This window comes from Pseudonocardia sp. ZF1, assembly GCF_056835605.1.
In genome coordinates this window covers 4616054-4638438 of sequence record NZ_JAJNBY010000001.1, presented here as the reverse complement: position 1 = coordinate 4638438, position 22385 = coordinate 4616054, and the positions used below count along the sequence as shown (strand labels likewise).

Sequence of the window (22385 nt, the reverse complement as noted above, 5' to 3'; positions counted from 1 at the left end):
GGAGTCGGTCCGGCTCTGCGGCCCCCTACGACCTCGGTGACCCGCCGGGCGCGGTGAGTCGGGCGGCGATCTCCGCGGCCGGGGCCGGGCAGCCCAGGTGCCAGCCCTGACCGACGTCGCAGCCCAGCTGGTGCAGCCGCCGGGCCTGGCCCTCGGTCTCCACCGACTCGGCGACGACGGTCAGCCCCAGGGTGTGGGCCAGCTCGATCATCGCCGAGAGGATCACCGGGCTGTCGACGTCGTGAGGGACGCCGTCGTCGTCCGGGCAGGGGCCGCCCCGCCCGGTGACGAACGACCCGGCCAGCTTGAGCACGTCCACCGGGAGCCGGTGCAGGTAGACCAGGTTGGAGTAGCCGGTGCCGAAGTCGTCGATGGCGATCCGTACTCCGAGCCGCGAGAGCTCCTCCAGCGCCTGCACCGGGCGCCCGGCGGCGGACATGAGGTCGCTCTCGGTCAGCTCCAGCTGCAGCGACGACGCGGGCCACCCGGTCCGCTCCAGCACGTCGGCGATGCGGGCGACGGCGTCGGGCCTGCGCAGCTGCTGGCCCGCCACGTTCACGCTGAGCACGAGCCCGGCGTCGGCGCCCGCGTCCACCCAGGACCGGGCGTCGGTGCAGGCCCGCTCCAGCAGGAGCAGCCCGAGCGGCACGATGAGCCCGGTCTGCTCGGCCAGCGGGATGAACACGTCCGGGCCGAGCCGCTCGCCGTCGGCGGTGCGCCACCGGGCCAGCGCCTCCACCCCGACGACCGAGCCGTCGTGCAGCGACACCAGCGGCTGGTACTCCAGGTGGAACTCACCGCGCTCCAGAGCGCCCGGCATCCGCCCGGCCAGCTCGAACAGATGCACGTCGTTGGCGTGACGGGCCGGGTCGAACACCGCGATCCGGTCCCGGCCGTCGCGCTTGGCCCAGTACATCGTGGTGTCCGCGGCCTGCATCAGCTCGGCCGCCCCCTCGGCACCGACGGCGCCGGAGCCCACCGCGAACGGCCGGTCGACGATCCCGATGCTGGCCGAGACCACGACCTCCCGGCCACGCACGTGCACCGGCCGTCGGACGACCGCCAGGGCCTGCTCGGCGACCGCGGTCAGCTGCTCGACGCCGGCGCAGCGCTCCACCAGTACGACGAACTCGTCGCCGCCCATCCGGGCGACGGTGTGCCCGGCCGGGCGGAGCTCGGCGTCGAGGCGGTGTGCGACGGTGCGCAGGAGCTGGTCGCCCGCGTCGTGGCCGAGGGTGTCGTTGACGGCCTTGAAACCGTCGAGGTCGAGGTAGCAGACCCCCACCGGGGCGGGCGAGCCGTACGGGCCGGCGAGCGCGGACTCGAGCCGGGTGAAGAACAGCGAGCGGTTCGGCAGCCCGGTGAGCGGGTCGTGCTCGGCCTGGTGGCGCAGCCGTGACTGCAGGCGGCGCCGCTCGGTGACGTCGGAGACCATCGCGACGAGGTAGCGGGGCTCGCCGTCGGGGGAGCGGACCAGCGAGACGGTCAGCTCGGTCCACACCTGGTCACCGTCGGCCCGGAAGTAGGACTTCTCCATCCGGGCGTGGCCGATCCGCCCGGCGAGCATGGCCTCGATCTGCGGCCACATCTCCGGGGTGTCCTCGGGGTGGATGAACTCGAACACCGAGCGGCCCACGAGATCGCCCGGCCGGTAGCCGAGCATGGCGGTCAGTGTGCGGTTGGCCTCCAGGATGCGGCCCCCGGTGTCGGCGACGCTGATGCCGAGCACGGAGCTCTCGAAGACGACCCCGTAGCGCGCCTCGGACTGCCACCGGGCGTCCTCGGCGGCGGCGCGCGCCGCGAACGCGGCGGAGCTGATCCGTTCCTGCTCCAACCGGGTGCGGTCGCGCAGCGTCCGGGCGTACCCCGTCGACAGCGCCCCGACCGCCGCGGTCCAGCGGCGGAACCGTTCCGGGTCCGGGCTGGGCCCGGCGAAGTGCCGGGCCAGGACGTCGATCGAGCAGCGCAGCGCGGCCGGGTCGGTGAGGTGCGCGGCGACCAGCTCGGCGCCGACCTCCTCGGCGATCGCCTCCTCCGCCCGTCCCTCGACGACGGCGGTGAACCACCAGGCCGCGCCGGACAGCACCGCGTACAGGTCGGCGCGGGCGGCGGAGACGAAGTTGCGGGCCTCGATGGCGCGCACCCAGGCGTCGGTCAGCGCCGACGGCCCCGGTCCCTGCCCACCGGGCAGGACGGGGACGGGCTTCGCCACGACGGCTCTCCCTCCGACGGTCAGATCCCGGGCTGCCCGGCGTGACGGGCGACGGCGGCGAGGCCGGGGTAACGCTGCGCCTCGGGGCCCACCGGGGACTCCGGTCGCCAGAGCGGGATCCGCACGACGCCGGGCTCGACCAGCTCCAGATCACCCAACAGCGCCGCGACCTCCTCGGTGTCGCGCATCCGCATCCGGTTCGGGGACCTGTCCCTGTTGTAGAGGTTCTGGGCCCGGCTCGCACCGGAGAGGCCCCCCTCGTCACTCGCGTGGCTGACGACCACGTGGCTGCCGGGGGCTGCCGCGCCGGCGTAGGCGGCGATGATCCCGGCCGGGTCCGCCTCGTCCGGGACGAAGTGCAGCACCGAGACGAGCAGCACCGCCACCGGCCGGGACAGGTCGAGGTGGGCCCGGGTCACCGGGTCGTCGAGGACGCGGAGCGGGTCGGTCAGGTCGGCGGCGAGGACGGCCGTCGACGGGTCGCCGTCGAGCAGCGCACGGCTGTGCGCGACGGCGATCGGGTCGTGGTCGACGTAGAGGACCCGCGCGTCGTCGCAGGCGGTCGCCGCGACCTCGTGCACGTTGCCGACGGTCGGGATGCCGGACCCGAGGTCGAGGAACTGGCGGATCCCGTGGGCGCACAGGTGGTGCACGGCCCGGCGCAGGAACGCCCGGTTGGCCTGCGCGACGGCCGCCATCTCGGGCAGCGCGTCGAGCACCTTCTCGGCGAAGGCGCGGTCGGCCTCGAAGTTGTGCGACCCGCCCAGGTAGTAGTCGTAGACCCGGGCGACGCTCGGGCTGGTCATGTCCACCTCGTCGGGCGCCCATGCCGGTCGGTCCACGCGTGCTCCCCGTAGCTCGTCTCGATCGGTGGCGACGGCGTCCTGCTGCCGTCGGTGATCGACCCTACTGGCGCGGTGCCCGGATCGGACCCCGTCCGGGTGCCCCTCTGCGGTCAGCCGGTTGCGATCGGTGCGACGACGGCGCCGGTGAGCGCCACCAGGTCCGCCGGGGCGAGCTCGATCTCCAGGCCACGTCTGCCCCCGGAGCAGAACACCGTCGGGTGCTCCTGCGCCGAGGCGTCCAGGACGGTCGGCAGCCGCTTGCGCTGGCCCAGCGGGGAGATGCCGCCCGCGACGTAGCCGGTGGCCCGCTCGGCGTCGGCGACGTCGGCCATGACGGCCTTCTTGCCGCCCGCGGCGGCGGCCAGCGCTTTGAGGTCCAGCTGGGCCGACACCGGCACGATCCCGACCGTCATGGCCCCGTCGACGAGCGCGACGAGGGTCTTGAACACCCGGCGCGGGTCCTGCCCCATGACGGCGGCGGCCTCCTCGCCGTAGCCGGCGCCGTCGTGGTGGGTGTAGGTGTGCAGCTCGTGCGCCACGCCGCGCCTCGCCAGCAGCGCCGTCGCCGGGGTGCCCCTGCCCGCCATGGTCGTCCTCCCATACCCGTCCCCGGGGCCGTGCCCCGGGCGCCGACGGGAACCTACGGGAATGCCCTCCGGCGGCGCACCGTTGTTCCGTACGTGACGACATCAGTGATGGAGAGGCCCGGGGCCGCGCCGCCGGACGGCCGTGAGCGGCCGGGGCGCGTACCCTCCGACGCGTCCGCCGTGCCGGTGACCCGCACCGGTGCGCGACTCGTGTCACTGGAGAGGGAACCTTTGTCAGTACAGCCGGATCAGCCGGGTCAGCCGGAGACGGGCGCGGCAGGGACCGATCCCGCGGAGCTCGCCGCCCTGGTGGGTGTGGCCGACGCCGACGGCAACCGTGCGCCCGAGGATGAGAGCGTCTCCGACCGCACGGCCCGCTTCGAGCGTGACGCGATGCCGCTGCTCGACCAGCTCTACGGCGCGGCGCTGCGCATGACCCGGAACCCGGCCGACGCCGAGGACCTGGTGCAGGAGACTTTCCTCAAGGCGTACTCGGCGTTCGGGTCGTTCCGGCGAGGCACCAACCTCAAGGCGTGGCTGTACCGGATCCTGACCAACACCTACATCAACGGGTACCGCAAGCGGCAGCGTCAGCCCCTGCAGTCGCCGACCGACGAGATCACCGACTACCAGCTGGCCCAGGCCGGTGAGCACAGCTCGACAGGTCTGCGCTCGGCCGAGGTGGAGGCCCTCGACGCGCTGCCCGACAGCGACGTCAAGGAGGCCCTGCAGGGCCTGCCGGAGGACTTCCGCATGGCGGTCTACCTCGCCGACGTCGAGGGGTTCGCCTACAAGGAGATCGCCGAGATCATGGGCACGCCGATCGGCACCGTCATGTCGCGGCTGCACCGCGGCCGGCGTCAGCTGCGCGACATGCTGACCGACGTGGCCCGCGAGCGCGGATTCGTCCGCGACGGGGCCGCCGGCGCGACCGGGGACCGGGAGGTGACGGCATCGTGAGCGCCGCCGAGGGCTCGGGCGCACCGCTCGAGCGCAACCCCATGATCCAGGACCCGCCCGCGAACACCGGGTGCACCGAGGTGCTGGCCGAGGTGTGGCTGTTCCTCGACCACGAGTGCGACCAGGAGCGGCGACGCCTGCTCCAGCAGCACCTCGACGAGTGCGGGCCCTGCCTTGCCGAGTACGGCATCGACGAGAAGCTGAAGGCGCTGCTGGCGCGCAAGTGCGGCGGCGAGGCGGCCCCGGCCGGGCTCAAGGACCGGCTGCGGTCGCAGATCCGCTCCGCGGTGCTCGAGCAGGCCCAGGTGACCGTGGAGAGCGGCCCGGACGGTACGAGCGTCTCGGTGTCGCACCAGCGCACCGAGTACCGCCGCTCCGGCGGCTGACCGGCACCGCCGCTCCGGCGACACACGCGAGAGGGCGGGCACCCCACCGGGGTGCCCGCCCTCTCGCGTCGGTGCCGCCGAACTCAGCAGTTCGGCTTCTTGCCGTGGTTGGCGCCCTTCTTGGCGCGGTCACGGCGCTTGCGTGCACGCTTGGACATCTCGACCCTCCTTCCCGTCCGGGTCACGGTTCCGCGGCGTTGCCGCGGGAGCTTCGTACGCGCGATTCTCGCATGTGGTGGGATGGGCGATCGTGACCACGCTGAGCGAGCTGCTCGCCGAGCACACGACGATGGACGGCGAGACCGCCGATCACCTCCAGCGCGTGGTCGGCGAGTGGCAGTTGTTGGCCGACATGTCCTTCGCCGACTTCCTGCTGTGGGTGCCGCTGGACGACCTCCACACGGGGACCGGCGGTGCCTCCCGGGCGGCGACCGCGCAGTTCCTGTGCGTCGCCCAGGCCCGGCCGACCACCGCGCCGACCGCCCACCCGGACGACGTCGTCGGCCGCCGGGCGGTGCCGGTGGAGGTCGGTCAGCTGCGCCGGGCGGTGCTGGAGGGCCGGATCTGCCGCGACGACGACCCGCGCTGGCACCTGGAGGTGCCGGTGCGCCGGGAGACCATCCCGGTGCGCTTCAAGGGCCGCACGGTGGCGGTGCTGTCCCGGGACACCAACCTGTCCACCCCGCGCGTCCCGAGCCCGCTGGAGATCGCCTACCTCGGCAGCGCCTCGGACCTGTGCCAGATGATCGTCGACGGGACCTTCCCGCCGCAGTCCGGTCCGCCCGGCTCGGGCGAGGGCAGCCCGCGCGCCGGGGACGGCCTGGTCCGCCTCGACGTGCACGGCAACGTGGCCTACGCCAGCCCGAACGCGCTGTCGGCGTACCACCGCATGGGCCACGCCAGCGACGTCGCCGGCGCCGACCTCGCGACCGTCACCAAGGCGCTCGTGCTGGACCCGTTCGACGCGAAGGACGTCGCCGGCCGGATCAACGAGGCCCTCGACGGCGCCCCGTCCACCCGGATGGAGGTCAAGGGCCGCCGGGCGACGATGCTCGTGCGCGCGCTGCCGCTGCGGCCCCGCGGTGACGCGGCGGGCGCGCTGGTGCTGGTCCGCGACGTGACCGACCTGCGTCGCCGGGACGCGGCGCTGATGAGCAAGGACGCCACCATCCGGGAGATCCACCACCGGGTGAAGAACAACCTGCAGACGGTCGCGGCGCTGCTGCGGATGCAGGCTCGGCGCAGCGAGAACCCGGAGGCGGGCCGGGCGCTGGAGGAGTCGGTCCGCCGGGTCACCTCGATCGCGCTCGTGCACGAGGCGCTGGCCTACTCCGTCGCCGAGGTCGTCGAGCTCGACGAGCTGCTGCCGAAGGTGCTGCCCGCCATCCGCGACGGCGCGACGACCGAGTCCCGCGCCCGGGTGCGCGTCGATTCCGGGTTCGGGGCGCTGCCCGCGGCGAAGGCCACCCCGCTGGTGCTGGTCCTGGCCGAGCTGACCCACAACGCGCTGGCGCACGCCTACGACCCAGGCACGGCGGGGGAGGTGGTCGTCAGCCCGGTGCGCTCGGCGAGCCGCCTGGAGGTGTCGGTGGCCGACGACGGCCACGGCATGCCGGTCGACTTCGACTTCGAGAGGTCCAAGGGGCTGGGTCTGCAGATCGTGCGAACACTGCTGACCTCCGAGCTGGAGGCGACGATCGAGGTGCGGGCCCGGGAGGGCGGCGGCACGGTGGCGGTGGTCCGGGTACCACTCGGCGGCTCCTGAACGCCCCACCGCCCTTCGGGCGTGCTCCCAGGGGAACTCTCGTGGCGTAGAGCGCCCCGAAAGTTCCCCTGGGAGCAGGCCGGCGGAGCCGCGCAGGACGGCTCGGAGAGGGCCCAGGGACGGCGCGGACGACGGCGGTCAGAGGCAACCGGGGACATGCTCGCCGTCCCCGGGCGGTCGCTGCGGTGCGGCGGGTGACCGATCCCGGTCACTCCCGGTGACCCGGGGCGTGGACGGGGGCCCGGAGGGCACCGGATACGCTCGTCCTGTGACCGTTGATCCCGGTGCCGTGGTCGCGCCGGCACCGTGGTCGACCCTCACGCCGGGGTGGCAGATCACCCCGAACGCACCTCGGGCCCGTGGCCGGTGGCGTCCGGCTACGGGCCCGAGGTCGGGGAGCTACTTCTTCTACTGTTCGGAGCTGCTGTCCGGGACAGCTGTTCCTGCCGCATTCCGGGCGAGTGCCCGGGCGGGGCTGCCTACGCGGTGCGAGCGCGCGGACGGGTGCTGCGCCGCTTCAGGGCGCGCCGCTCGTCCTCGCTCATGCCGCCCCAGACACCGGCGTCCTGGCCGGACTCGAGAGCCCACTGCAGGCACGACTCGGTGACCGGGCAACGCCGGCACACGCTCTTGGCCTCCGCGATCTGCATCAGGGCAGGGCCGCTGGTGCCGACCGGGAAGAACAGCTCCGGGTCCTCGTCGCGGCAGATCGCGTCGTGACGCCAGTCCATGATCACTTTCTCCTCTGGTGCGCGATCGGGGTCGCGCCGATCGTCTGTGCGCTTGGTGTTACGTGCGTGTTTCGCAGCTTGTGAATACTTTCACGAGCCACCGCGGTCCTCAATGGGAAACTGCTCGCGGGATGCGTGAGCGCCCTCATAGGGAACGCACGCAGACAGACCAGTGCCCGGGACTTCGAGCCGCCCTGGGCCGGTTCCACGATCCAGTGTCCCTGTCCCACCCGGAATCGGCCACCCGAAAACGATGTCGACCCGGACACCCTCTGAGTGAGGGGTCCGGCCCGGTGGGACGGAACCTCCACGAGCGGCGTTGCTCGTGGCCTCGCTTGCGTAGGGACCACCTTGGATCACGGGTTTGGCCTGGTGTAAGCCCCAACGGGACCGACGGTCCGCTCACATCGGTGAATGGCGCGGTTGCTCACTCCGGCGTGTGAGAGCGCCCGCACGATGCGCGACGAACCGTCCGTCTCACACGACGACGCGTAACGCTCCGGGCACGCTGAGGAATTCCACATCGGTGCGCATTCCGAGGTGGTCGCCGTCGAGCTGGAGAGCGAGAGGCTGTTCCGAGGTGATCCGCACCCGGCCGACGGCGTCGTGCCGGACGATGTGCCTCCCGTGCGGGTCGCCGTCGGCGGCCAGGATCTGGCGCAGGGTCGAGGCGATCGTCCGCGGGCTCAGCCCGGTGAGCGCGAACAGCCCCAGCCCGCTGCCGAACGACGAGCGGGGGTTGGTCCGCACCGCGCGGCCGGACAGGAAGGTCCACGGGTCGGTGTTGGAGACGAACGCCAGCCGCACCCCGGTCAGCGGCGCCGCGTCGGGGAGCTCCACCGTCATCGACGGCGGACGGCGCAGCTGCGCGAGGTACTGGGCGATCGCGGTCAGCGCGTAGCGGCCGGGGCTGGCCTCGTGTCCCTGCGCGCGGGCGCGCTCGACCGCGGCCACCACCTCGGCGTCCCAGCCCATGCCGGCGTTGAAGGTGAACCAGCGGTCGTCGGCCCAGCCCAGGCCGACCAGCCGTCGCCGCCGGTGGGCCAGCGCGGTGAGCACGTGCCCGGTGGCCTCGACCGGGTCGCGCGGCATGTCCAGGGCGCGGGCGAACACGTTCGCCGAGCCGCCGGGGACCACCGCGAGCATCGCGGTGGCGTCCGGGTCCGGCCGCGGGGCACCGCTGCCCGAGCCGGTCTGCGCGGCCAGCAGCCCGTTGACGACCTCGTTGACCGTCCCGTCGCCCCCGAGCGCGACGACGAGCTCGACGCCGTCCGCCACGGCCGCCGCGGTCGCCTCCGCCGCGTGGCCCCGGTAGCGGGTCTGCAGGACGTCGAGCTTCAGCTCGCTGGCCAGGGCCTTGGTCAGCACGTCCCGGCCGGCGGCGGTGGTGGACGTGGCCTGAGGGTTGACCACGAGCAGCGCGCGCACGGGGCGACTGTATCGACCGCGCACCGGCCGGTCCGTCGGCCGCCCGGCGGTGGCGGCCGCGGCGGGCGGCCTATCCTCGGCGGGTGGCCGATGACCGCGACGACCGCCCCGTGACGCGGGAGCGACCGCCGGAGAACGTGCGGGTGGCGGGGGTGCTCGTCGCGGCCGAGGGGCTCGTCGGCGCCGTCCTCGCGGTCGTGCTGGGCGTACGCGCCCTGGAGGCCGGTGGCGCCCGCCTCTACTACGGGCTCGCCGAGGCCGGGATCTTCGTGCTCCTGGCGGCCGCCGTGGCCGGTGTCGGCTACGGGCTGGTCCGCGGGGTGCACGGCTGCCGCACCCCGGCGATCGTCGTGCAGCTGCTGCTGTTCCCGGCCATCTACTACGCGCTGGGCCCCAGCCGTCAGCTGGTGTGGGGCATCGTCTGCGGACTGTTCGTGCTGTTCACGTTCCTGATGCTGATCAGCGAGCAGTCCCGGCGCTGGTCGATGGGCGACGAGTACCCCGAGGACTAGCGGGCCGCCGCCCCGCCGGTCCGCCCGGCCAGCGCGACGAGCGGGTCGCCGGTGAGCCGGTAGGTGGTCCACCCCTCGTTCGGCACCGCGCCGACGGAGCGGTAGAAGCCGATGGCCGGGGTGTTCCAGTCCAGCACGTTCCACTCCAGGCGCTTCCAGCCGCGCCGGGCCACCTCGGCGGCCAGCTCGGCGAGCAGGGCCGCGCCGTGCCCGCCGCCGCGGGCGCCGGGGGTGACGTAGAGGTCCTCCAGGTGGATCCCGGCGACGCCCTCCCAGGTGGAGAAGGTCCGGAACCAGATGGCCGTGCCGACGACCGCGCCGTCGTCGCCGGTGGCCACGAAGGCCCCGGCCGAGGGGTCCGGGCCGAACAGCGCGGCGTGCAGCTGGTCCTCGGTCAGCCCGCACTCGTGCGCGGCCTTCTCGTAGTCGGCCAGCTCGTGCACGAGCCGGACCATGACCGGCACGTCGTCGGGGGTGGCCGTACGGACGCTCACTGGTCCTCCGCGGGGGTGGGGCGCTGGTTGACGTGGTCGAGGCGGGGGGCCCCGCGCTCGAACCCCAGCACGCTGACCCCGGCCGGGTCCATGCGGAAGTGCACACCGCCACTCGCGGGCAGCCCGATCCAGCGCGCCGTCAGCACCCGGGAGAAGTGGCCGTGTCCCACGAGCACGACGTCGCCGCCGCCGAGCAGGGCGCGCGCGTCGGCGAGCACGGCGTCGGCGCGGGCGGCGACGTCGCCGGGGGTCTCGCCGCCGGGCCACGGCCCGTCCCAGATCGTCCAGCCCGGCAGGGACTCGCGGATCTGCGGCGTGGTCCAGCCCTCGTTGTCGCCGTAGTCCCATTCGACGAGCCGGTCGTCGACCGCGTCCACGCGCAGCCCGGCCAGCTCGGCGGTGTCCCTCGCGCGCGTGCGCGGGGAACAGAGCACCCGGGCGGGCGGGGCGTCGTGGCGGACCAGAGCCAGTGCGTCGCGCACCCGGCGGGCGGCGGCCCGGCCCTCGTCGGTCAGCGGGACGTCGGTGCGGCCGGTGTGCTTCCCGGTGCGCGACCACTCGGTCTCGCCGTGGCGCAGCAGGAGGATCCGTCCGTCCGGATCGGCGTCGGTGCTCACGGGCGGCGACGCTAGTCGCGGACACTGCGGGACGCTCGCGGTGATCAGGTCACCCGGTCGGGTCGGATCCGGACCCGACCGGGCAGTCCGCCGGGCGCGCCGTACCCGCAGGGTGGCCGGATCGGATGGGATCCGTGGCGGACCACGAGCCGAGGAGCGTCATGTCGTCGCAGTTCTCCCGCCGCCCCGCGCGGCGGCGCATCGCCGGGATCGCCGCCGCGGCCGGCCTGGCGGTCACCGCCGCGCTCACCGCGCCCGCCGCCGCGGGCGTCGCGACGGCCGCCCCGTCCGCCCCGGCGGTGCAGGCCGGGGCGATCGGCCCGGGCGTGCAGATCGCCACCCCGGTCACCGGCGGCGCCGAGCTGTGCACGGCCAACTTCCTCTACACCCCGGCCGCCGGGCAGGACGGGCACCGCGACGAGCCCGGCGGCCGCGGTGCCGAGCACCAGGCCGCCCCGGCCGGGGTGCTCTACCTGGGCGCGGCCGCGCACTGCATGGCGGGCGAGGACGCGATGTCCTCGGTCGACGGCTGCCGTGAGCCGGTCATGCCGGAGGGCATCGAGGTCGGCATCCGCGGCCGCGACGGGAAGAACTACACCGGACGGGTCGCCTACAACTCCTGGGCGGTCATGCAGGATCGCGGCGAGACCGACCCGCAGCTGTGCCTCTACAACGACCTCTCGCTGATCCGGCTGAGCCCGGCGGCCGTCGCCGTCGCCGACCCGACGGTCCCCGGCTTCGGCGGCCCGACCGGGCTCGACACGGACGGCACCGAGCAGGGGGAGAAGGTCTACAGCTTCCAGCCCAACCAGCTCGTGGCGACGCCGTACAAGCAGGGCCTGAGCCTCGGGCAGCCGGAGGGGCCGCGCACGCACGTCGTCTCCACCACGCCGCCGGGGGTGCCGGGCGACTCGGGCTCGGGCTACCTCGACGCGCGCGGCCGGGCGTTCGGGCTGCTGTCGAGCCTGATGCTGCCGACCAACACCAACGGGGTCACCGACATCGCCCGGGCACTGGCCTACGCCCAGCGCTACGGCGAGGTCGGCGCCCTGGAGGTCGTCCCCGGCCGGGTCCCGTTCACGCCGGGTGTGCTGCCGCTGACCGAGCTGCCCAGCGGCCCGTCGCTGCCCGCGCTCCCGCTCCCCGACCTCACCCCGGCGCCGCTGCGCTGACCCGCTGACACGGCTCCCGGGACCGGCGTGCGGCGATCCGTACGCCCGTCGGTGTGCGGGTGGCCACTCCGGACGCGCCGGGTGACCGGTCCCCGGCGTCCACCCGGTTAGACTCGTCGCCAGATCCGACAGCTCGTCCCGGCCCGGCGCCCCTATCCCGGCGCTGTGCGCGGGATGGCCGTCCGGCACCGCGAGCAGGTCGACGTCAACCCGCGACGCCCGGTGCAACGGCAGGCGCGTCCGTGCGCCGCTCTCGTACCGCACCACCCGTGGAGTCTTCCCATGACGCTCGCCCAGGACCCGACCACCCGTTCCGCCCCCGACCGGCACGAGGTGTTCGGCGCGCACGAGGGCGGCAAGCTCGCGACCGGCCTGACCGCGCCGCTGGCCGACGAGCGCGACCTGTCGATCGCCTACACCCCCGGTGTCGCCGACGTCTGCCGGGCCATCGCCGACGACGCCTCGCTCGCCGCCCGTTACACCTGGGCGCACCGGCTGGTCGCCGTCGTCAGCGACGGCACCGCGGTGCTCGGTCTCGGCGACATCGGGCCGCGTGCGTCGCTGCCGGTGATGGAGGGCAAGTCGGCGCTGTTCAAGTCCTTCGCCGGGCTCGACTCGATCCCGCTCGTGCTCGACACCACGGATGTCGACGAGATCGTGGAGACCCTGGTCCGGCTGCGCCCGACCTTCGGCGCGGTCAACCTCGAGGACGTCGCCGCGCCGCGCTGCTTCGAGCTGGAGCGCCGCCTGGTCGAGGCGCTCGACTGCCCGGTCATGCACGACGACCAGCACGGCACCGCCGTCGTGCTGCTCGCCGCCCTCGACGGCGCCTGCCGGGTGCAGGGCCGCTCGCTGTCGGACCTGCGCATCGTGATCTCCGGGGCCGGCGCGGCGGGCATCGCCTGCGCCCGCATCCTGTTGACCGCGGGTGCCTCGGACGTCGTGCTGCTCGACTCGCGCGGGGTCGTCGACGCCGGTCGCGGCGGGGAGAAGGCCGCGCTGGCCGCCGTCACCAACCCGCGGGCGGTCACCGGCGGGATCGCCGAGGCACTGGCCGGTGCGGACGTGTTCGTCGGGCTCTCCAGCGCCACGCTGCCCGAGGAGCTGCTGGCCACGATGGCCCCGGAGTGCATGGTCTTCGCGCTGTCCAACCCCGACCCCGAGGTGCACCCGGACGTCGCGGCCCGGCACGCCGCGATCGTCGCGACCGGCCGCAGCGACTTCCCGAACCAGATCAACAACGTGCTGGCCTTCCCGGGGATCTTCCGCGGCGCACTGGACGCGCACGCCCGCCGCATCACCGACGACATGAAGGTCGCGGCGGCCCGCGCCATCGCCGACGTCGTCGCCGACGAGCTGTCCCCGCAGAAGATCGTGCCCGGCCCGTTCGACCCGCGGGTGGCGCCGGCCGTCGCCGCGGCGGTGGCCCGCGCCGCGGGCGACGCCGGCGTGACCGCGGGCTGACGGACGGCCATAACCCCGGTTACGAAACGTGTGCGACCGGGGTCTGCGCCGAACGGCACGGCGCGCTGTGAGCGGTCGAACACACACGGTCGGATCGGTTGCCACCGCTCGCCGAGCACGTCACACCCTTCACCCTCCGGCGACTACCTGTCACCACCTGTGAGTGACGGTCAGAGCAATGGTGTTGGGCCGAACGGTCCCGTCACTCGCTGTATCGGGTGGCTCGATCGGTCTACCCGCCCGGATCGCCCGGCACGGTGGCTCGTTGTTCCCCACGGAGCTGCCGAACGGAACGGAGGCGGGCGTGTCGGAGCAGGAATCGCGGGCGGGACACCGTCCGGGTGCATCGGTCGGGGACCCGGCCGGTGGACGCGCGGAGCAGGCACCGGGTGCCCGCCGTGACAGGGACCGGGACCCCGGTCTCGCCGGTGACCTCGCCCGGGCCTTCGCCGGTCCCGGTGGCACCCCGGCGGGCCGCGCCCGGCCCGCTCCCGAGAACGAGCCGCTCCTCGGCCGGGCGGAGGCCCTGAACCTCGCCGCCGCGCCGGACGCCGAGATCTCCGGCGCGGGCTTCGGGGAGCCGCCGTTCGGCAGCGCCCGCCGCCTCCCCGGTGCGCCGCGCCCGGCCGGCCCGGCCCCGTCGGTCGCCGAGGCGGCCCCCGGCCCGGGGACCCCCGGGACCGGGGCCGCGGGTGCCGACGGTGCCGACCACTCCGCGGTGCAGCTCCCGCCCTCGCCCGCGATGGTCTGCGACGCCGGGGGCGTCGTCGTCCACACCAACGCCGCACTCCGCCGCCTCGCCGGCTCCGCCGACCCGACCGGCATGCGGCTCCCGCAGCTGCTCGTCGGCCCGGACTCCGACGCCCGTCTGGTCCGTGCCGACCGCCGCCTGGCCCGGGTCAAGGTCGTCCGCTGGAACCAGCCGGGTGACCGCACCGTCGTGCTGCTCACCCCGTTCCCCGACGCCGCGCCCGCGCCGTCGGACGAGGCCCCCGCGCTCGACCTCGAGCGCGCCACCCGCTCCGGCACCTGGACCTTCGACCTGCAGGCCGGGACGCTGACCCGCAGCGAGGGGCTCGTCGAGCTCTACCGCGCGCTCGGCGTGCGCCCCGACGGCCCCGACGGGCCCATCGAGGGCGAGCAGGTCGAGCGCGTCTGCCGGATGCTGCGCCGCGGCCCGGACGCCGCGCCGGAGCCCACCACCGCGCACAGCTCCGAGATCCGCCCCCAGGGCGGCGCGGTGCTGTCGTGCCGCACCCGGATCGACCGCACCCCCGGTGGTGCCCCGCTGCGCCTGATCGGGACCGTGCAGGACGTGTCCGACCGGCGCCGGGCCGAATCCCGCGCGCAGCGCTCCGGGCAGCGGTTCGCCGACCTCGTCGCCACCATCACCACCGGCGTCGCGATGCTCGACGGACGCGGACGGATCGTCGACGCCAACCCGGCGCTCTGCCAGCTGCTCGACGCCGACCTGGAGACCCTGCGCGGCGTCCCGGCACGCAGCCTGTCCGCCGAGCCCCAGTCCGACGGTCGCGGCGGGCTGCCGGACTGGCTGCGTGACCCGTCGCACCCCGAGCCGACCTACCGGATCGAGTCGCTGCCGCTGCTGCGCGCCGACGGGACCCGGGTCGACTGCGAGGTCGTGGTCAACGCCGCGCCCTCCGACGACGGCCGCCCGTTCTGGCTGCTCGTCGTCACCGACGTGGGGGAGCGCCGCCGCGCCGCCGACGTGCTCCGCGAGGCCGACACCGTCGACCCGCTGACCCGGCTGCCCAACCGGGCCGGGCTGCTGGAGCTCGCCGACCGGCTGCTGGCCGGGCCGGACGCCGCCCGGGTCGCCGTGGTCTGCGGCGACGTCGACGACTTCGCCCGCGTCAACACCGGCCTCGGCCACGACGCCGGCGACACCCTGCTCGTCGAGCTGGCCGGGCGGCTGCAGCGCGAGCTGCCGTACCACTGCACGGCCGGGCGGCTGTCGGCCGACGAGTTCGCGGTGGTCTGCGCCGACGTCGACGAGGTCGGCGGACCGCAGGCGCTCGCCGCCGTCGTCGCCGGGTTGCTGCGCGGCGACGTCACCGTGGCCGGTAGGCCGATCACGCTGACCGCCTCGGTCGGCGTCGCCGGGCGGGACGCCGCCGTGGCCGGCCCGCAGGCCGACGTCCGCGGCCCCCGCGGCGACGACCTGCTGCGCTCGGCCGAGGTCGCGGTGCGCGAGGCCAAGCAGCGCGGACGCGGCACGGTCGCCGTCGCCGAGCGGGGCGCCGTCGCCCCGGCGCGCCGCCAGCTGGAGCTGGAGGCCGAGCTGCGCGCCGCGATCGAGGGCGACGCGCTGCGCCTGGAGTACCAGCCGGTCGTCGCGCCGGACGGCACCGTGCTGTCCGCCGAGGCGCTGCTGCGCTGGTCGCACCCGGTGCACGGCGAGGTCTCGCCCGGCGAGTTCCTGCCGGTCGCCCAGCGCGGCGGCCTGCAGCGCGAACTGGACCTGTGGGTGCTGCGCACCGCGGCCACCGAGGCCGCGACCTGGCCCCGTGCCGGACAGGCCGTCGCCGTCGCCGTGAACCTGGCCGGGCTGCTGCCGGCCGACCCGTCGTTCCTGGCCGACGTCACCGCCGTCGTCGAGGGCGCCGGGCTGCCGTGGAACCAGATGGTGCTCGAGCTCGTCGAGACCAGCCTGGTCGCGCTGCCGCGCCCCGCGCTGGACGCGATGAGCGAGCTCGTGCACCGCGGCGTCCGCTTCGCCGTCGACGACTTCGGCACCGGCTACTCGTCGCTGGCCCGGCTCAAGGAGCTCCCGGCGCAGACGGTCAAGGTCGACCGCGCCTTCGTCACCGGCGTCGGCACCGACCCGGCCGACTTCGCGCTGGCCCGCGCCGTCGTCGAGGTCGCGCGCGCGATGGGCCGCAAGACCGTCGCCGAGGGCGTCGAGACCGCCGAGCAGTTCCACGTCCTGCGGGGCCTCGGGGTCGACGCGTTCCAAGGCTGGCTGTTCGCCCGCTCGCTGCGCCCTGACGACCTGCACCGGGTGCTGCGCGGCGGCGGCCTGCCCACCCCGGCGACGAGCGCGACCCCGGCCGACGGGACCCCGGGCGTCTGGTGAGCCGGTCGCGCCCGCCCGCCGCGGGCGCGACCGCCGTCGTCACCGCACGAACGCGCTCTGCCCCGTGATCGCCTTCCCGACGATCAGCGTGTTCATCTCCCGGGTGCCCTCGAAGGAGAACATCGCCTCGGCGTCGGCGAAGTACTTCGCGATCCGGTTCTCCAGCACCACCCCGTTGCCGCCCACGAGCTGACGCCCGAGCGCGACGGTCTCGCGCATCCGGGTCGCGCAGAACTCCTTCACCAGCGACGAGTGCGCGTCCGAGCCCCGGTCCTCGTCGAGCAGCTGGGCGTTGCGGACCGCCATCCCCAGCGAGGCGCTCACGTTGCCGAGCATCCGCACCAGCAGGTCCTGCATCAGCTGGAACCCGCCGATCGGGCGGCCGAACTGCTCCCGCTGGGCGGCGTAGGACAGCGCCAGCTCGTAGGCGGCCATCTGCACCCCGACCGCACCCCAGGCGGCGTTGGCCCTGGTGCGCTGCAGGACCAGGCCGGCGTCGCGGAAGGTGCCCGAGCCGCCGGAGAGCCGGTGCGACTCCGGCACCCGGACCCGGTCGAGCAGGATGTCGGCGTTCTGCACGATCCGCAGCGACTGCTTGCCCTCGATCTTCGTGATCGTCATGCCCTCCGACGGTGACGGCACGACGAACCCGCGGACCGCGCCGCCGGCGTCCGGGTCGGTGTCGCGGGCCCACACGATGATCAGGTCGGCGAAGGTGGCGTTGCCGATCCAGCGCTTCTCGCCGTCGAGGACCCACTCGTCGCCGTCGCGGGTGGCGGTGGTCTCCATGCCACCGGCCACGTCGGACCCGCCGTGCGGCTCGGTCAGCCCGAACGCACCGATCGAGTCCATCCGGGACATCGCGGGCAGCCAGCGCTCGCGCTGCTCGGGCGTGCCGCCGGCGTGGATCGAGCCCATCGCGAGGCCTGTGTGGACGCCGTAGAAGCTGTTGACCGACGGGTCCACCCGGGAGATCTCCGCGTGCAGGAACCCCAGGAACAGCCGCGACGCCGGCGGGTCGGCGTAGCCGGCCCCCGCGAGGTCGAGGCCCGCGAAGCCCTTCACGAGCTGCATCGGGAACTCGGCGCGGTCCCAGGCGTCGAGCACGACGGGGGCGACCTCGGCACGCAGGAACTCCCGCACCCGGCGCAGGTCGGCGCGCTCGGCGTCGGTGAGCAGGTCGGCGTAGTGGAACCAGTCCGCGACGTGCGGGTGGTCCGGGTCGAGGTCCAGTTCGGGCTTCGGCAGGCGCGTGGGCTCCTTCGGCATGGCCCCACTGTTGCGCCGCGGCGCACCCGCCGCACGGCAGAGCGGGCCCGCGGCAGTGGTCAGGGTCATGCCCGCGGCGTCGGTGCCGAACCGGACCGCAGGTCACGCGTGAGGGGGTCCCGTGACCTGCGGCCGACCGCTCGCCCGTCGCGCACGACCGGGTTAGTGTGCTGCGACCAAGCGGGGAGCAGGGGTCCCGCGCGACGGCAGGGGGAACCGCCGATGATCGAGTTCCGGGGCGTCACGAAGCGCTTCCCGGACGGGACGGTCGCGGTCGACGAGCTCGACCTCGTCGCCGAGCAGGGGCGGATCACGGTCTTCGTGGGACCGTCCGGCTGCGGCAAGACGACCTCCCTCCGCATGATCAACAGGATGATCGAGCCGACCGGCGGCGAGCTGCACGTCGACGGCCGGGACGTCCTGGCCGCCGACCCGGCGGAGCTGCGCCGCGGCATCGGCTACGTCATCCAGCAGGCCGGGCTGTTCCCGCACCGCACGATCGTCGACAACATCGCGACCGTGCCGATGCTCGTCGGGAGCAGCAAGAAGGCCGCGCGGGACCGGGCGATGGAGCTGATGGAGATCGTCGGCCTCGACACCTCGATGGCCAGGCGCTACCCGGCGCAGCTGTCCGGCGGCCAGCAGCAGCGGGTCGGCGTCGCCCGTGCGCTCGCCGCGGACCCGCCGGTGCTGCTGATGGACGAGCCGTTCTCCGCGGTGGACCCGATCGTGCGGGAGAGCCTGCAGGACGAGCTGCTGCGGCTGCAGTCCGAGCTGGGCAAGACGATCGTGTTCGTCACCCACGACATCGACGAGGCGATCAAGCTCGGCGACCGGGTCGCGGTGTTCCGGGTCGGCGGGAAGCTGGCCCAGTACGACGAGCCGGGCGTGCTGCTGTCCCGCCCGGTCGACGACTTCGTGGACTCCTTCGTCGGGCGCGACCGCGGCTACCGCGGCCTCGGCTTCCTGAGCTCCGACGACATCCCGCTCGGCCCGCTGCCGGTGCTCTCGGTCGGCGACCCCCTGCCCGACGACGGCTGGTCGCTCGTCGTCGACGGCACCGGCCGGCCGCTGGGCTGGGTCGCCGCCGGCGACGGCCCGATCGGCGAGGACGACGTCGTCCCCGGCGGCTCGCTCTACACCGTCGGCTCCGGCTCGCTGCGCGGCGCGCTCGACGCGGCGCTGTCGTCGCCGTCCGGGCAGGGCGTCGCCGTCGACGCCGACGGCCGGGTCGCCGGGGCGGTCACCGCGGACGCCGTGCTGGCCGCCCTGCCCGCCGCCCGCGACGCCGCGTGAGGCCGCCGTCGTGACCTGGGTGCTCGGCAACCTCGACCCGGTGCTGCGCGCGCTGCGCCAGCACGTCGTCTACGCGCTCGTCCCGGTGCTGCTCGGGCTGGTGCTGGCGATCCCGCTGGGGCGGCTCGCCAACCTGAACCCGACCGTCCGCGCGGTCCTGACCAACGCCGCCGGGCTGCTCTACACGGTGCCGTCGCTCGCACTGTTCGTGTTCATGCCGGCCGTCCTCGGCACCCAGATCCTCGACCCGGTCAACGTCGTGGTCGCGCTGACGATCTACACCGTCGCGCTGCTCGTCCGCACCGTGTCCGACGCGCTGACCGCGGTCCCCGGCAACGTCGTCGACGCCGCGAACGCCATGGGCTACACGCCGCTGCGCCGCTTCGTCGGCGTCGAGCTGCCGCTCGCCGTCCCGGTGATCGTGGCCGGGCTGCGGGTGGCCGCGGTGTCCACGATCAGCCTGGTCACCGTCGGCGCCGTGATCGGCTTCGGCGGGCTCGGCCTGCTGTTCACCGAGGGCTTCAACCGCAGCAACGATGCCCAGATCGTCACCGGCATCGTGCTCGTCCTGCTGCTGGCGCTGGTCGTCGACTCCGCGCTGCTGCTCGCGGGGCGGCTGCTCACCCCGTGGCAGCGGGCCCGGACCCGGAAGGCGGGCGCGACCACGTGAACCTCTTCGGATGGCTGTTCACGCCCGAGAACTGGACCATGACCGGCGGCATCCTGGCGCGGCTCGCCGAGCACCTCGGCTACACCGCGCTGACCCTGCTGGTCTCGGTCGTCGTCGCGGTCCCGCTCGGCGCCTGGATCGGGCACACCGGCCGCGGCGGGTTCCTCGTCGTCGGGCTCGCGAACGGGCTGCGCGCGCTGCCCACGCTCGGGCTGCTCGTGCTGCTCGCGACGTTCCTGGGGCTGTCGCTGCTCGGCCCGCTCATCACACTGATCGTGCTGGCCGTCCCCGCCGTGCTCGCCGGCACCTACGCCGGGATCCGCAACGTCGACCCGGCCGTCGTCGACGCGGCCAGGGGGATGGGCATGCGCGGCCCCGAGGTGCTGTGGAAGGTCGAGCTGCCCAACGCCCTGCCGCTCATCATCGGCGGGCTGCGCAGCGCGACCCTGCAGGTCATCGCGACGGCGACGATCGCCGCCTACGTCTCCCTCGGCGGCCTCGGCCGGTTCATCATCGACGGCCTCGGCCAGCGCGACTTCTCAGTGATGATCGGCGGCTCGATCCTGGTGGCGCTGCTCGCGATCATCGCCGACCTGCTGCTCGGCGGGCTGCAGAAGCTGATCGTCTCGCCCGGCCTGCAGGCCACCGGCCGGACCGCCGCCCCGCGCCGGTTGCGCGCGGTCCCCACCCGACCCGAACCGGTCCGCGAAGCGGCCTGACCCTCCCCGAGAGGACCCACCATGAGACGCACCCGACTGCTCGCCGCCGTCGCGGCGACCGTCACCGCCGCGTTCGCGCTCTCCGCCTGCGGCGGCGGCTCCGACCCGCTCGCCGGCGGCGGGCAGCCCGCCGACACCGACCAGAACACGGTCGTCGTCGGTGCCGCGAACTTCACCGAGAGCCAGATCCTCGCGTCGGTGTTCGCCCAGGCGCTGCAGGCCAAGGGCGTCACCGTCGAGACCCGCCCGCCGATCGGGTCCCGCGAGGCCTACATCCCGGCGCTCAAGGACGGCTCGATCGACCTCATCCCCGAGTACTCCGGCACCCTGCTGCAGTACCTGGACAAGGCGGCGACCCAGACCGAGCCGGACCAGGTCTACACCGCCCTGCAGTCGACGCTCGGCACCGCCGACCCGAACCTCATCGTGCTCGACAAGGCCGAGGCCGAGAACAAGGACGCCGTCGTCGTCACGAAGGAGACCGCGGCGCAGCTGTCGGCCCCGACCATCGACGCGCTCGCCGCCCGCTGCGGCGAGCTCGTCTTCGGCGGGCCGCCGGAGTTCCAGACCCGCCCGGACGGCATCCCCGGCATCGAGAAGACCTACAACTGCACGTTCAAGAGCTACCGTTCGCTCGACGCCGGCGGCACTCTGACGGTCACGGCGCTCAAGAACGGTGACGTCCAGGCCGCCGACCTGTTCACCACCGACCCGGCGATCCCGGCGAACGAATTCGTGGTCCTTGACGATCCAAAGAGCAATTTTGCTGCGCAGAATGTTGTTCCGTTGATCAATAAGGCGAAGGCGACTCCGCAGGTAGTTGATGCACTTAATGCCGTGACGGCAAAACTGACAACGCAGGAGTTACTTGGGATGGGGGAGGCGGCGGGAGCGTCTGACAAGCCGTCAGTGGAAACTATTGCCCGGGACTGGCTCAAGCGGCAGGGACTCGTCTGACCGAGCCTCTCACTACGGAAGTCCCCGTACGGAGCTGGTGTTCCCTCGTTCGGGAACGTTGTAGTTGTAACCGCATCGACAGCGGCCTGGAAGGCTGCCACACGAGGTAGGTGATGTGATGTCAGCCTGAGATGTTCGTCCGCGAGGCCGACCGGGATGAGGCTCGACGCCTGGCAAGGACTACCACGACGGCGAAGTACCTGATCCCATTACGGCGGGTGGAGATCGTGCTCGCATCGCCGCAGCGCGACCGACGCCGTCGCGATTTCCGTTGCGAAGCCGCAATGCGGGGGGGCCTCCACCCAGCCGAGCACAGCTGATTCCGCTGAGCAGCAACGAGATCCGACGACTCTCGCCACCCTCGCCTCCGCACCGCTGACCTGCACGGACCGGGTCATGCACTGGTCGCGCTGGCGGCGGATACGCCAGCACCAAGCCCGCGCCTGCCAGTACCGGCGCCGCGGCGAACGACCACCAGACTGAACAACTGCCGTTGCAGTACTAGGCCAACCGCAACGCCCCCCCCGAAAGGATGCTTCGGCCCCGGAAGTCAAGTCTGTGGGTGCCGAACGTTGATTGAAAAGGAACTGACCACTCCTTCGGGGATGAATCGTGTTCGACGGTCCATCTCGGGTGCTAGGCTGATCAACATCAACCATGGGGGGCGACGATGAATCGTTGGGTAAGACACTTCACCGCGTTTGCGGTAGTTGCGATGTCACTTGTCGGCGCCTCCTTGATGTTGGCTCCCCCGGCGGAGGCAGCGCCCTGGGGGGCCTGCGGCGCAAGCACTCCAGAGTCCAAGTTGGTGCGGCAGTTCGCCGTGAATGCCCGCAGCAACTACTATCTTCGCTGCGGAAACGCTAATGTGGGCTACCGACACATCGTAGCCAGGCACCGAGTGGACTTCGAAAAGTTGGCGGCCGGGACATATATGAACTGGCGAGATGTCGCTGATCTTGCGATGGAGTCGATCGCGCGAGACCCTGATGTTGCTCGGCCGGCAGGAGATGGAAAGGGGTGCTTGAACCGAGTGATCTACCTCAAGAATCTTCGTACGAACCAAGTTGTCCGCCAGCAGAACTTTCGAATGTTCGTGGTCCTCTCCACTGGAGACGTCATTACTGCGTATCCTGATGTAAGGAACTGTCCTTGATGGTTGACGGGATCAGTGGGGTGGTAATTGCTGGACTGGAGTCCGATG

The 22385-nt window shown here is 73.5% G+C and carries 20 protein-coding genes; 11 read left to right on the top strand and 9 right to left on the bottom strand.

Features of this window, described 5'->3' with window-relative positions; translation table 11 throughout:
* Nucleotides 1-25: 25 nt before the first annotated feature.
* The 3 genes from ZF1_RS22275 to ybaK all read right to left on the bottom strand — a co-directional run bounded on the left by ZF1_RS22275 (nucleotide 26) and on the right by ybaK (nucleotide 3644).
* Nucleotides 26-2212: a putative bifunctional diguanylate cyclase/phosphodiesterase gene (locus ZF1_RS22275; protein ID WP_482638258.1), complete on the bottom strand. Its 2187-nt coding sequence runs from the start codon at nucleotides 2210-2212 to the stop codon at nucleotides 26-28.
* Between the two features lie 20 nt (nucleotides 2213-2232).
* The gene (locus ZF1_RS22270; protein WP_346104314.1) at nucleotides 2233-3054 is read right to left on the bottom strand and encodes an SAM-dependent methyltransferase; all 822 of its coding nucleotides are present in this window, start codon (nucleotides 3052-3054) and stop codon (nucleotides 2233-2235) included.
* A gap of 113 nt (nucleotides 3055-3167) precedes the next feature.
* Nucleotides 3168-3644: a Cys-tRNA(Pro) deacylase gene (gene ybaK / locus ZF1_RS22265; protein WP_482638257.1), complete on the bottom strand. Its 477-nt coding sequence runs from the start codon at nucleotides 3642-3644 to the stop codon at nucleotides 3168-3170.
* Between the two features lie 315 nt (nucleotides 3645-3959).
* Between ybaK and ZF1_RS22260 the strand changes: the two genes are divergently transcribed.
* Nucleotides 3960-4604 (top strand): sigma-70 family RNA polymerase sigma factor, encoded by a 645-nt coding sequence (locus tag ZF1_RS22260; RefSeq protein ID WP_062403710.1) that lies wholly within the window; start codon nucleotides 3960-3962, stop codon nucleotides 4602-4604.
* Nucleotides 4605-4645: 41 nt separating this feature from the next.
* Complete coding sequence (rsrA, locus tag ZF1_RS22255) at nucleotides 4646-4990, top strand: mycothiol system anti-sigma-R factor (RefSeq protein ID WP_179763035.1); 345 nt, start codon at nucleotides 4646-4648, stop codon at nucleotides 4988-4990.
* Between the two features lie 83 nt (nucleotides 4991-5073).
* Here rsrA and ZF1_RS22250 read toward each other — a convergent pair whose 3' ends face one another.
* On the bottom strand, nucleotides 5074-5148 hold the full coding sequence (locus ZF1_RS22250; protein ID WP_369804880.1) for a 50S ribosomal protein bL37: 75 nt from the start codon (nucleotides 5146-5148) through the stop codon (nucleotides 5074-5076).
* A 92-nt stretch (nucleotides 5149-5240) separates the two neighbouring features.
* Here ZF1_RS22250 and ZF1_RS22245 point away from each other — a divergent pair, with 92 nt between their 5' ends.
* Entirely contained in the window at nucleotides 5241-6755 is a 1515-nt protein-coding gene (locus ZF1_RS22245; RefSeq protein WP_482638256.1) for a sensor histidine kinase, read from the top strand.
* A gap of 479 nt (nucleotides 6756-7234) precedes the next feature.
* Here the strand turns inward: ZF1_RS22245 and ZF1_RS22240 are convergent, their stop codons facing one another.
* Together ZF1_RS22240 and ZF1_RS22235 are read right to left on the bottom strand one after the other, a co-directional pair.
* On the bottom strand, nucleotides 7235-7486 hold the full coding sequence (locus ZF1_RS22240) for a WhiB family transcriptional regulator (protein ID WP_043277332.1): 252 nt from the start codon (nucleotides 7484-7486) through the stop codon (nucleotides 7235-7237).
* A 477-nt stretch (nucleotides 7487-7963) separates the two neighbouring features.
* Complete coding sequence (locus tag ZF1_RS22235; RefSeq protein WP_062397493.1) at nucleotides 7964-8914, bottom strand: diacylglycerol/lipid kinase family protein; 951 nt, start codon at nucleotides 8912-8914, stop codon at nucleotides 7964-7966.
* 83 nt (nucleotides 8915-8997) lie between these two features.
* Between ZF1_RS22235 and ZF1_RS22230 the strand changes: the two genes are divergently transcribed.
* Complete coding sequence (locus ZF1_RS22230) at nucleotides 8998-9426, top strand: hypothetical protein (RefSeq protein WP_100878641.1); 429 nt, start codon at nucleotides 8998-9000, stop codon at nucleotides 9424-9426.
* On the opposite strand, the gene ZF1_RS22225 is transcribed toward ZF1_RS22230, so the two are convergent.
* Both ZF1_RS22225 and ZF1_RS22220 read right to left on the bottom strand, forming a co-directional pair.
* Nucleotides 9423-9881 carry a GNAT family N-acetyltransferase gene (locus ZF1_RS22225; protein ID WP_251784436.1) on the bottom strand — a complete coding sequence of 153 codons (459 nt, stop codon included), beginning with the start codon at nucleotides 9879-9881 and terminating at the stop codon, nucleotides 9423-9425. The two genes, ZF1_RS22230 and ZF1_RS22225, sit on opposite strands and share 4 nt — an antisense overlap.
* A gap of 35 nt (nucleotides 9882-9916) precedes the next feature.
* Complete coding sequence (locus tag ZF1_RS22220) at nucleotides 9917-10537, bottom strand: histidine phosphatase family protein (protein WP_405415269.1); 621 nt, start codon at nucleotides 10535-10537, stop codon at nucleotides 9917-9919.
* Between the two features lie 125 nt (nucleotides 10538-10662).
* Between ZF1_RS22220 and ZF1_RS22215 the strand changes: the two genes are divergently transcribed.
* The 3 genes from ZF1_RS22215 to ZF1_RS22205 all read left to right on the top strand — a co-directional run bounded on the left by ZF1_RS22215 (nucleotide 10663) and on the right by ZF1_RS22205 (nucleotide 16270).
* Nucleotides 10663-11709: a serine protease gene (locus tag ZF1_RS22215; protein ID WP_251784250.1), complete on the top strand. Its 1047-nt coding sequence runs from the start codon at nucleotides 10663-10665 to the stop codon at nucleotides 11707-11709.
* Between the two features lie 282 nt (nucleotides 11710-11991).
* Nucleotides 11992-13173 (top strand): NAD(P)-dependent malic enzyme, encoded by a 1182-nt coding sequence (locus ZF1_RS22210; protein ID WP_251784247.1) that lies wholly within the window; start codon nucleotides 11992-11994, stop codon nucleotides 13171-13173.
* A gap of 304 nt (nucleotides 13174-13477) precedes the next feature.
* Complete coding sequence (locus ZF1_RS22205) at nucleotides 13478-16270, top strand: putative bifunctional diguanylate cyclase/phosphodiesterase (RefSeq protein ID WP_482638255.1); 2793 nt, start codon at nucleotides 13478-13480, stop codon at nucleotides 16268-16270.
* Between the two features lie 39 nt (nucleotides 16271-16309).
* Here ZF1_RS22205 and ZF1_RS22200 read toward each other — a convergent pair whose 3' ends face one another.
* Nucleotides 16310-17539 (bottom strand): acyl-CoA dehydrogenase family protein, encoded by a 1230-nt coding sequence (locus tag ZF1_RS22200; protein ID WP_482638254.1) that lies wholly within the window; start codon nucleotides 17537-17539, stop codon nucleotides 16310-16312.
* Between the two features lie 222 nt (nucleotides 17540-17761).
* Here ZF1_RS22200 and ZF1_RS22195 point away from each other — a divergent pair, with 222 nt between their 5' ends.
* The 4 genes from ZF1_RS22195 to ZF1_RS22180 are packed head-to-tail and all read left to right on the top strand — an operon-like array spanning nucleotide 17762 to nucleotide 21181.
* Nucleotides 17762-18835, top strand: coding sequence for an ABC transporter ATP-binding protein (locus ZF1_RS22195; protein WP_345646497.1), 1074 nt, complete (start codon nucleotides 17762-17764; stop codon nucleotides 18833-18835).
* 10 nt (nucleotides 18836-18845) lie between these two features.
* Entirely contained in the window at nucleotides 18846-19505 is a 660-nt protein-coding gene (locus tag ZF1_RS22190; RefSeq protein WP_345646494.1) for an ABC transporter permease, read from the top strand.
* On the top strand, nucleotides 19502-20224 hold the full coding sequence (locus ZF1_RS22185) for an ABC transporter permease (protein ID WP_345646491.1): 723 nt from the start codon (nucleotides 19502-19504) through the stop codon (nucleotides 20222-20224). Before ZF1_RS22190 ends, ZF1_RS22185 begins: the two co-directional genes overlap by 4 nt.
* A 21-nt stretch (nucleotides 20225-20245) precedes the next feature.
* Entirely contained in the window at nucleotides 20246-21181 is a 936-nt protein-coding gene (locus tag ZF1_RS22180; protein WP_345646489.1) for an ABC transporter substrate-binding protein, read from the top strand.
* The last annotated feature ends 1204 nt before the right edge of the window (nucleotides 21182-22385 follow it).

What these genes read in the sequence shown, in the direction of transcription:
- ybaK (WP_482638257.1), bottom strand. Translation starts at nt 3,644, where the DNA reads ATGGCGGGCAGGGGCACCCCGGCGACGGCGCTGCTGGCGAGGCGCGGC.
- rsrA (WP_179763035.1), top strand. Translation starts at nt 4,646, where the DNA reads ATGATCCAGGACCCGCCCGCGAACACCGGGTGCACCGAGGTGCTGGCC.
- ZF1_RS22240 (WP_043277332.1), bottom strand. Translation starts at nt 7,486, where the DNA reads ATGGACTGGCGTCACGACGCGATCTGCCGCGACGAGGACCCGGAGCTG.
- ZF1_RS22225 (WP_251784436.1), bottom strand. Translation starts at nt 9,881, where the DNA reads ATGGTCCGGCTCGTGCACGAGCTGGCCGACTACGAGAAGGCCGCGCAC.
- ZF1_RS22215 (WP_251784250.1), top strand. Translation starts at nt 10,663, where the DNA reads ATGGGATCCGTGGCGGACCACGAGCCGAGGAGCGTCATGTCGTCGCAG.
- ZF1_RS22210 (WP_251784247.1), top strand. Translation starts at nt 11,992, where the DNA reads ATGACGCTCGCCCAGGACCCGACCACCCGTTCCGCCCCCGACCGGCAC.
- ZF1_RS22200 (WP_482638254.1), bottom strand. Translation starts at nt 17,539, where the DNA reads ATGCCGAAGGAGCCCACGCGCCTGCCGAAGCCCGAACTGGACCTCGAC.
- ZF1_RS22195 (WP_345646497.1), top strand. Translation starts at nt 17,762, where the DNA reads ATGATCGAGTTCCGGGGCGTCACGAAGCGCTTCCCGGACGGGACGGTC.
- ZF1_RS22180 (WP_345646489.1), top strand. Translation starts at nt 20,246, where the DNA reads ATGAGACGCACCCGACTGCTCGCCGCCGTCGCGGCGACCGTCACCGCC.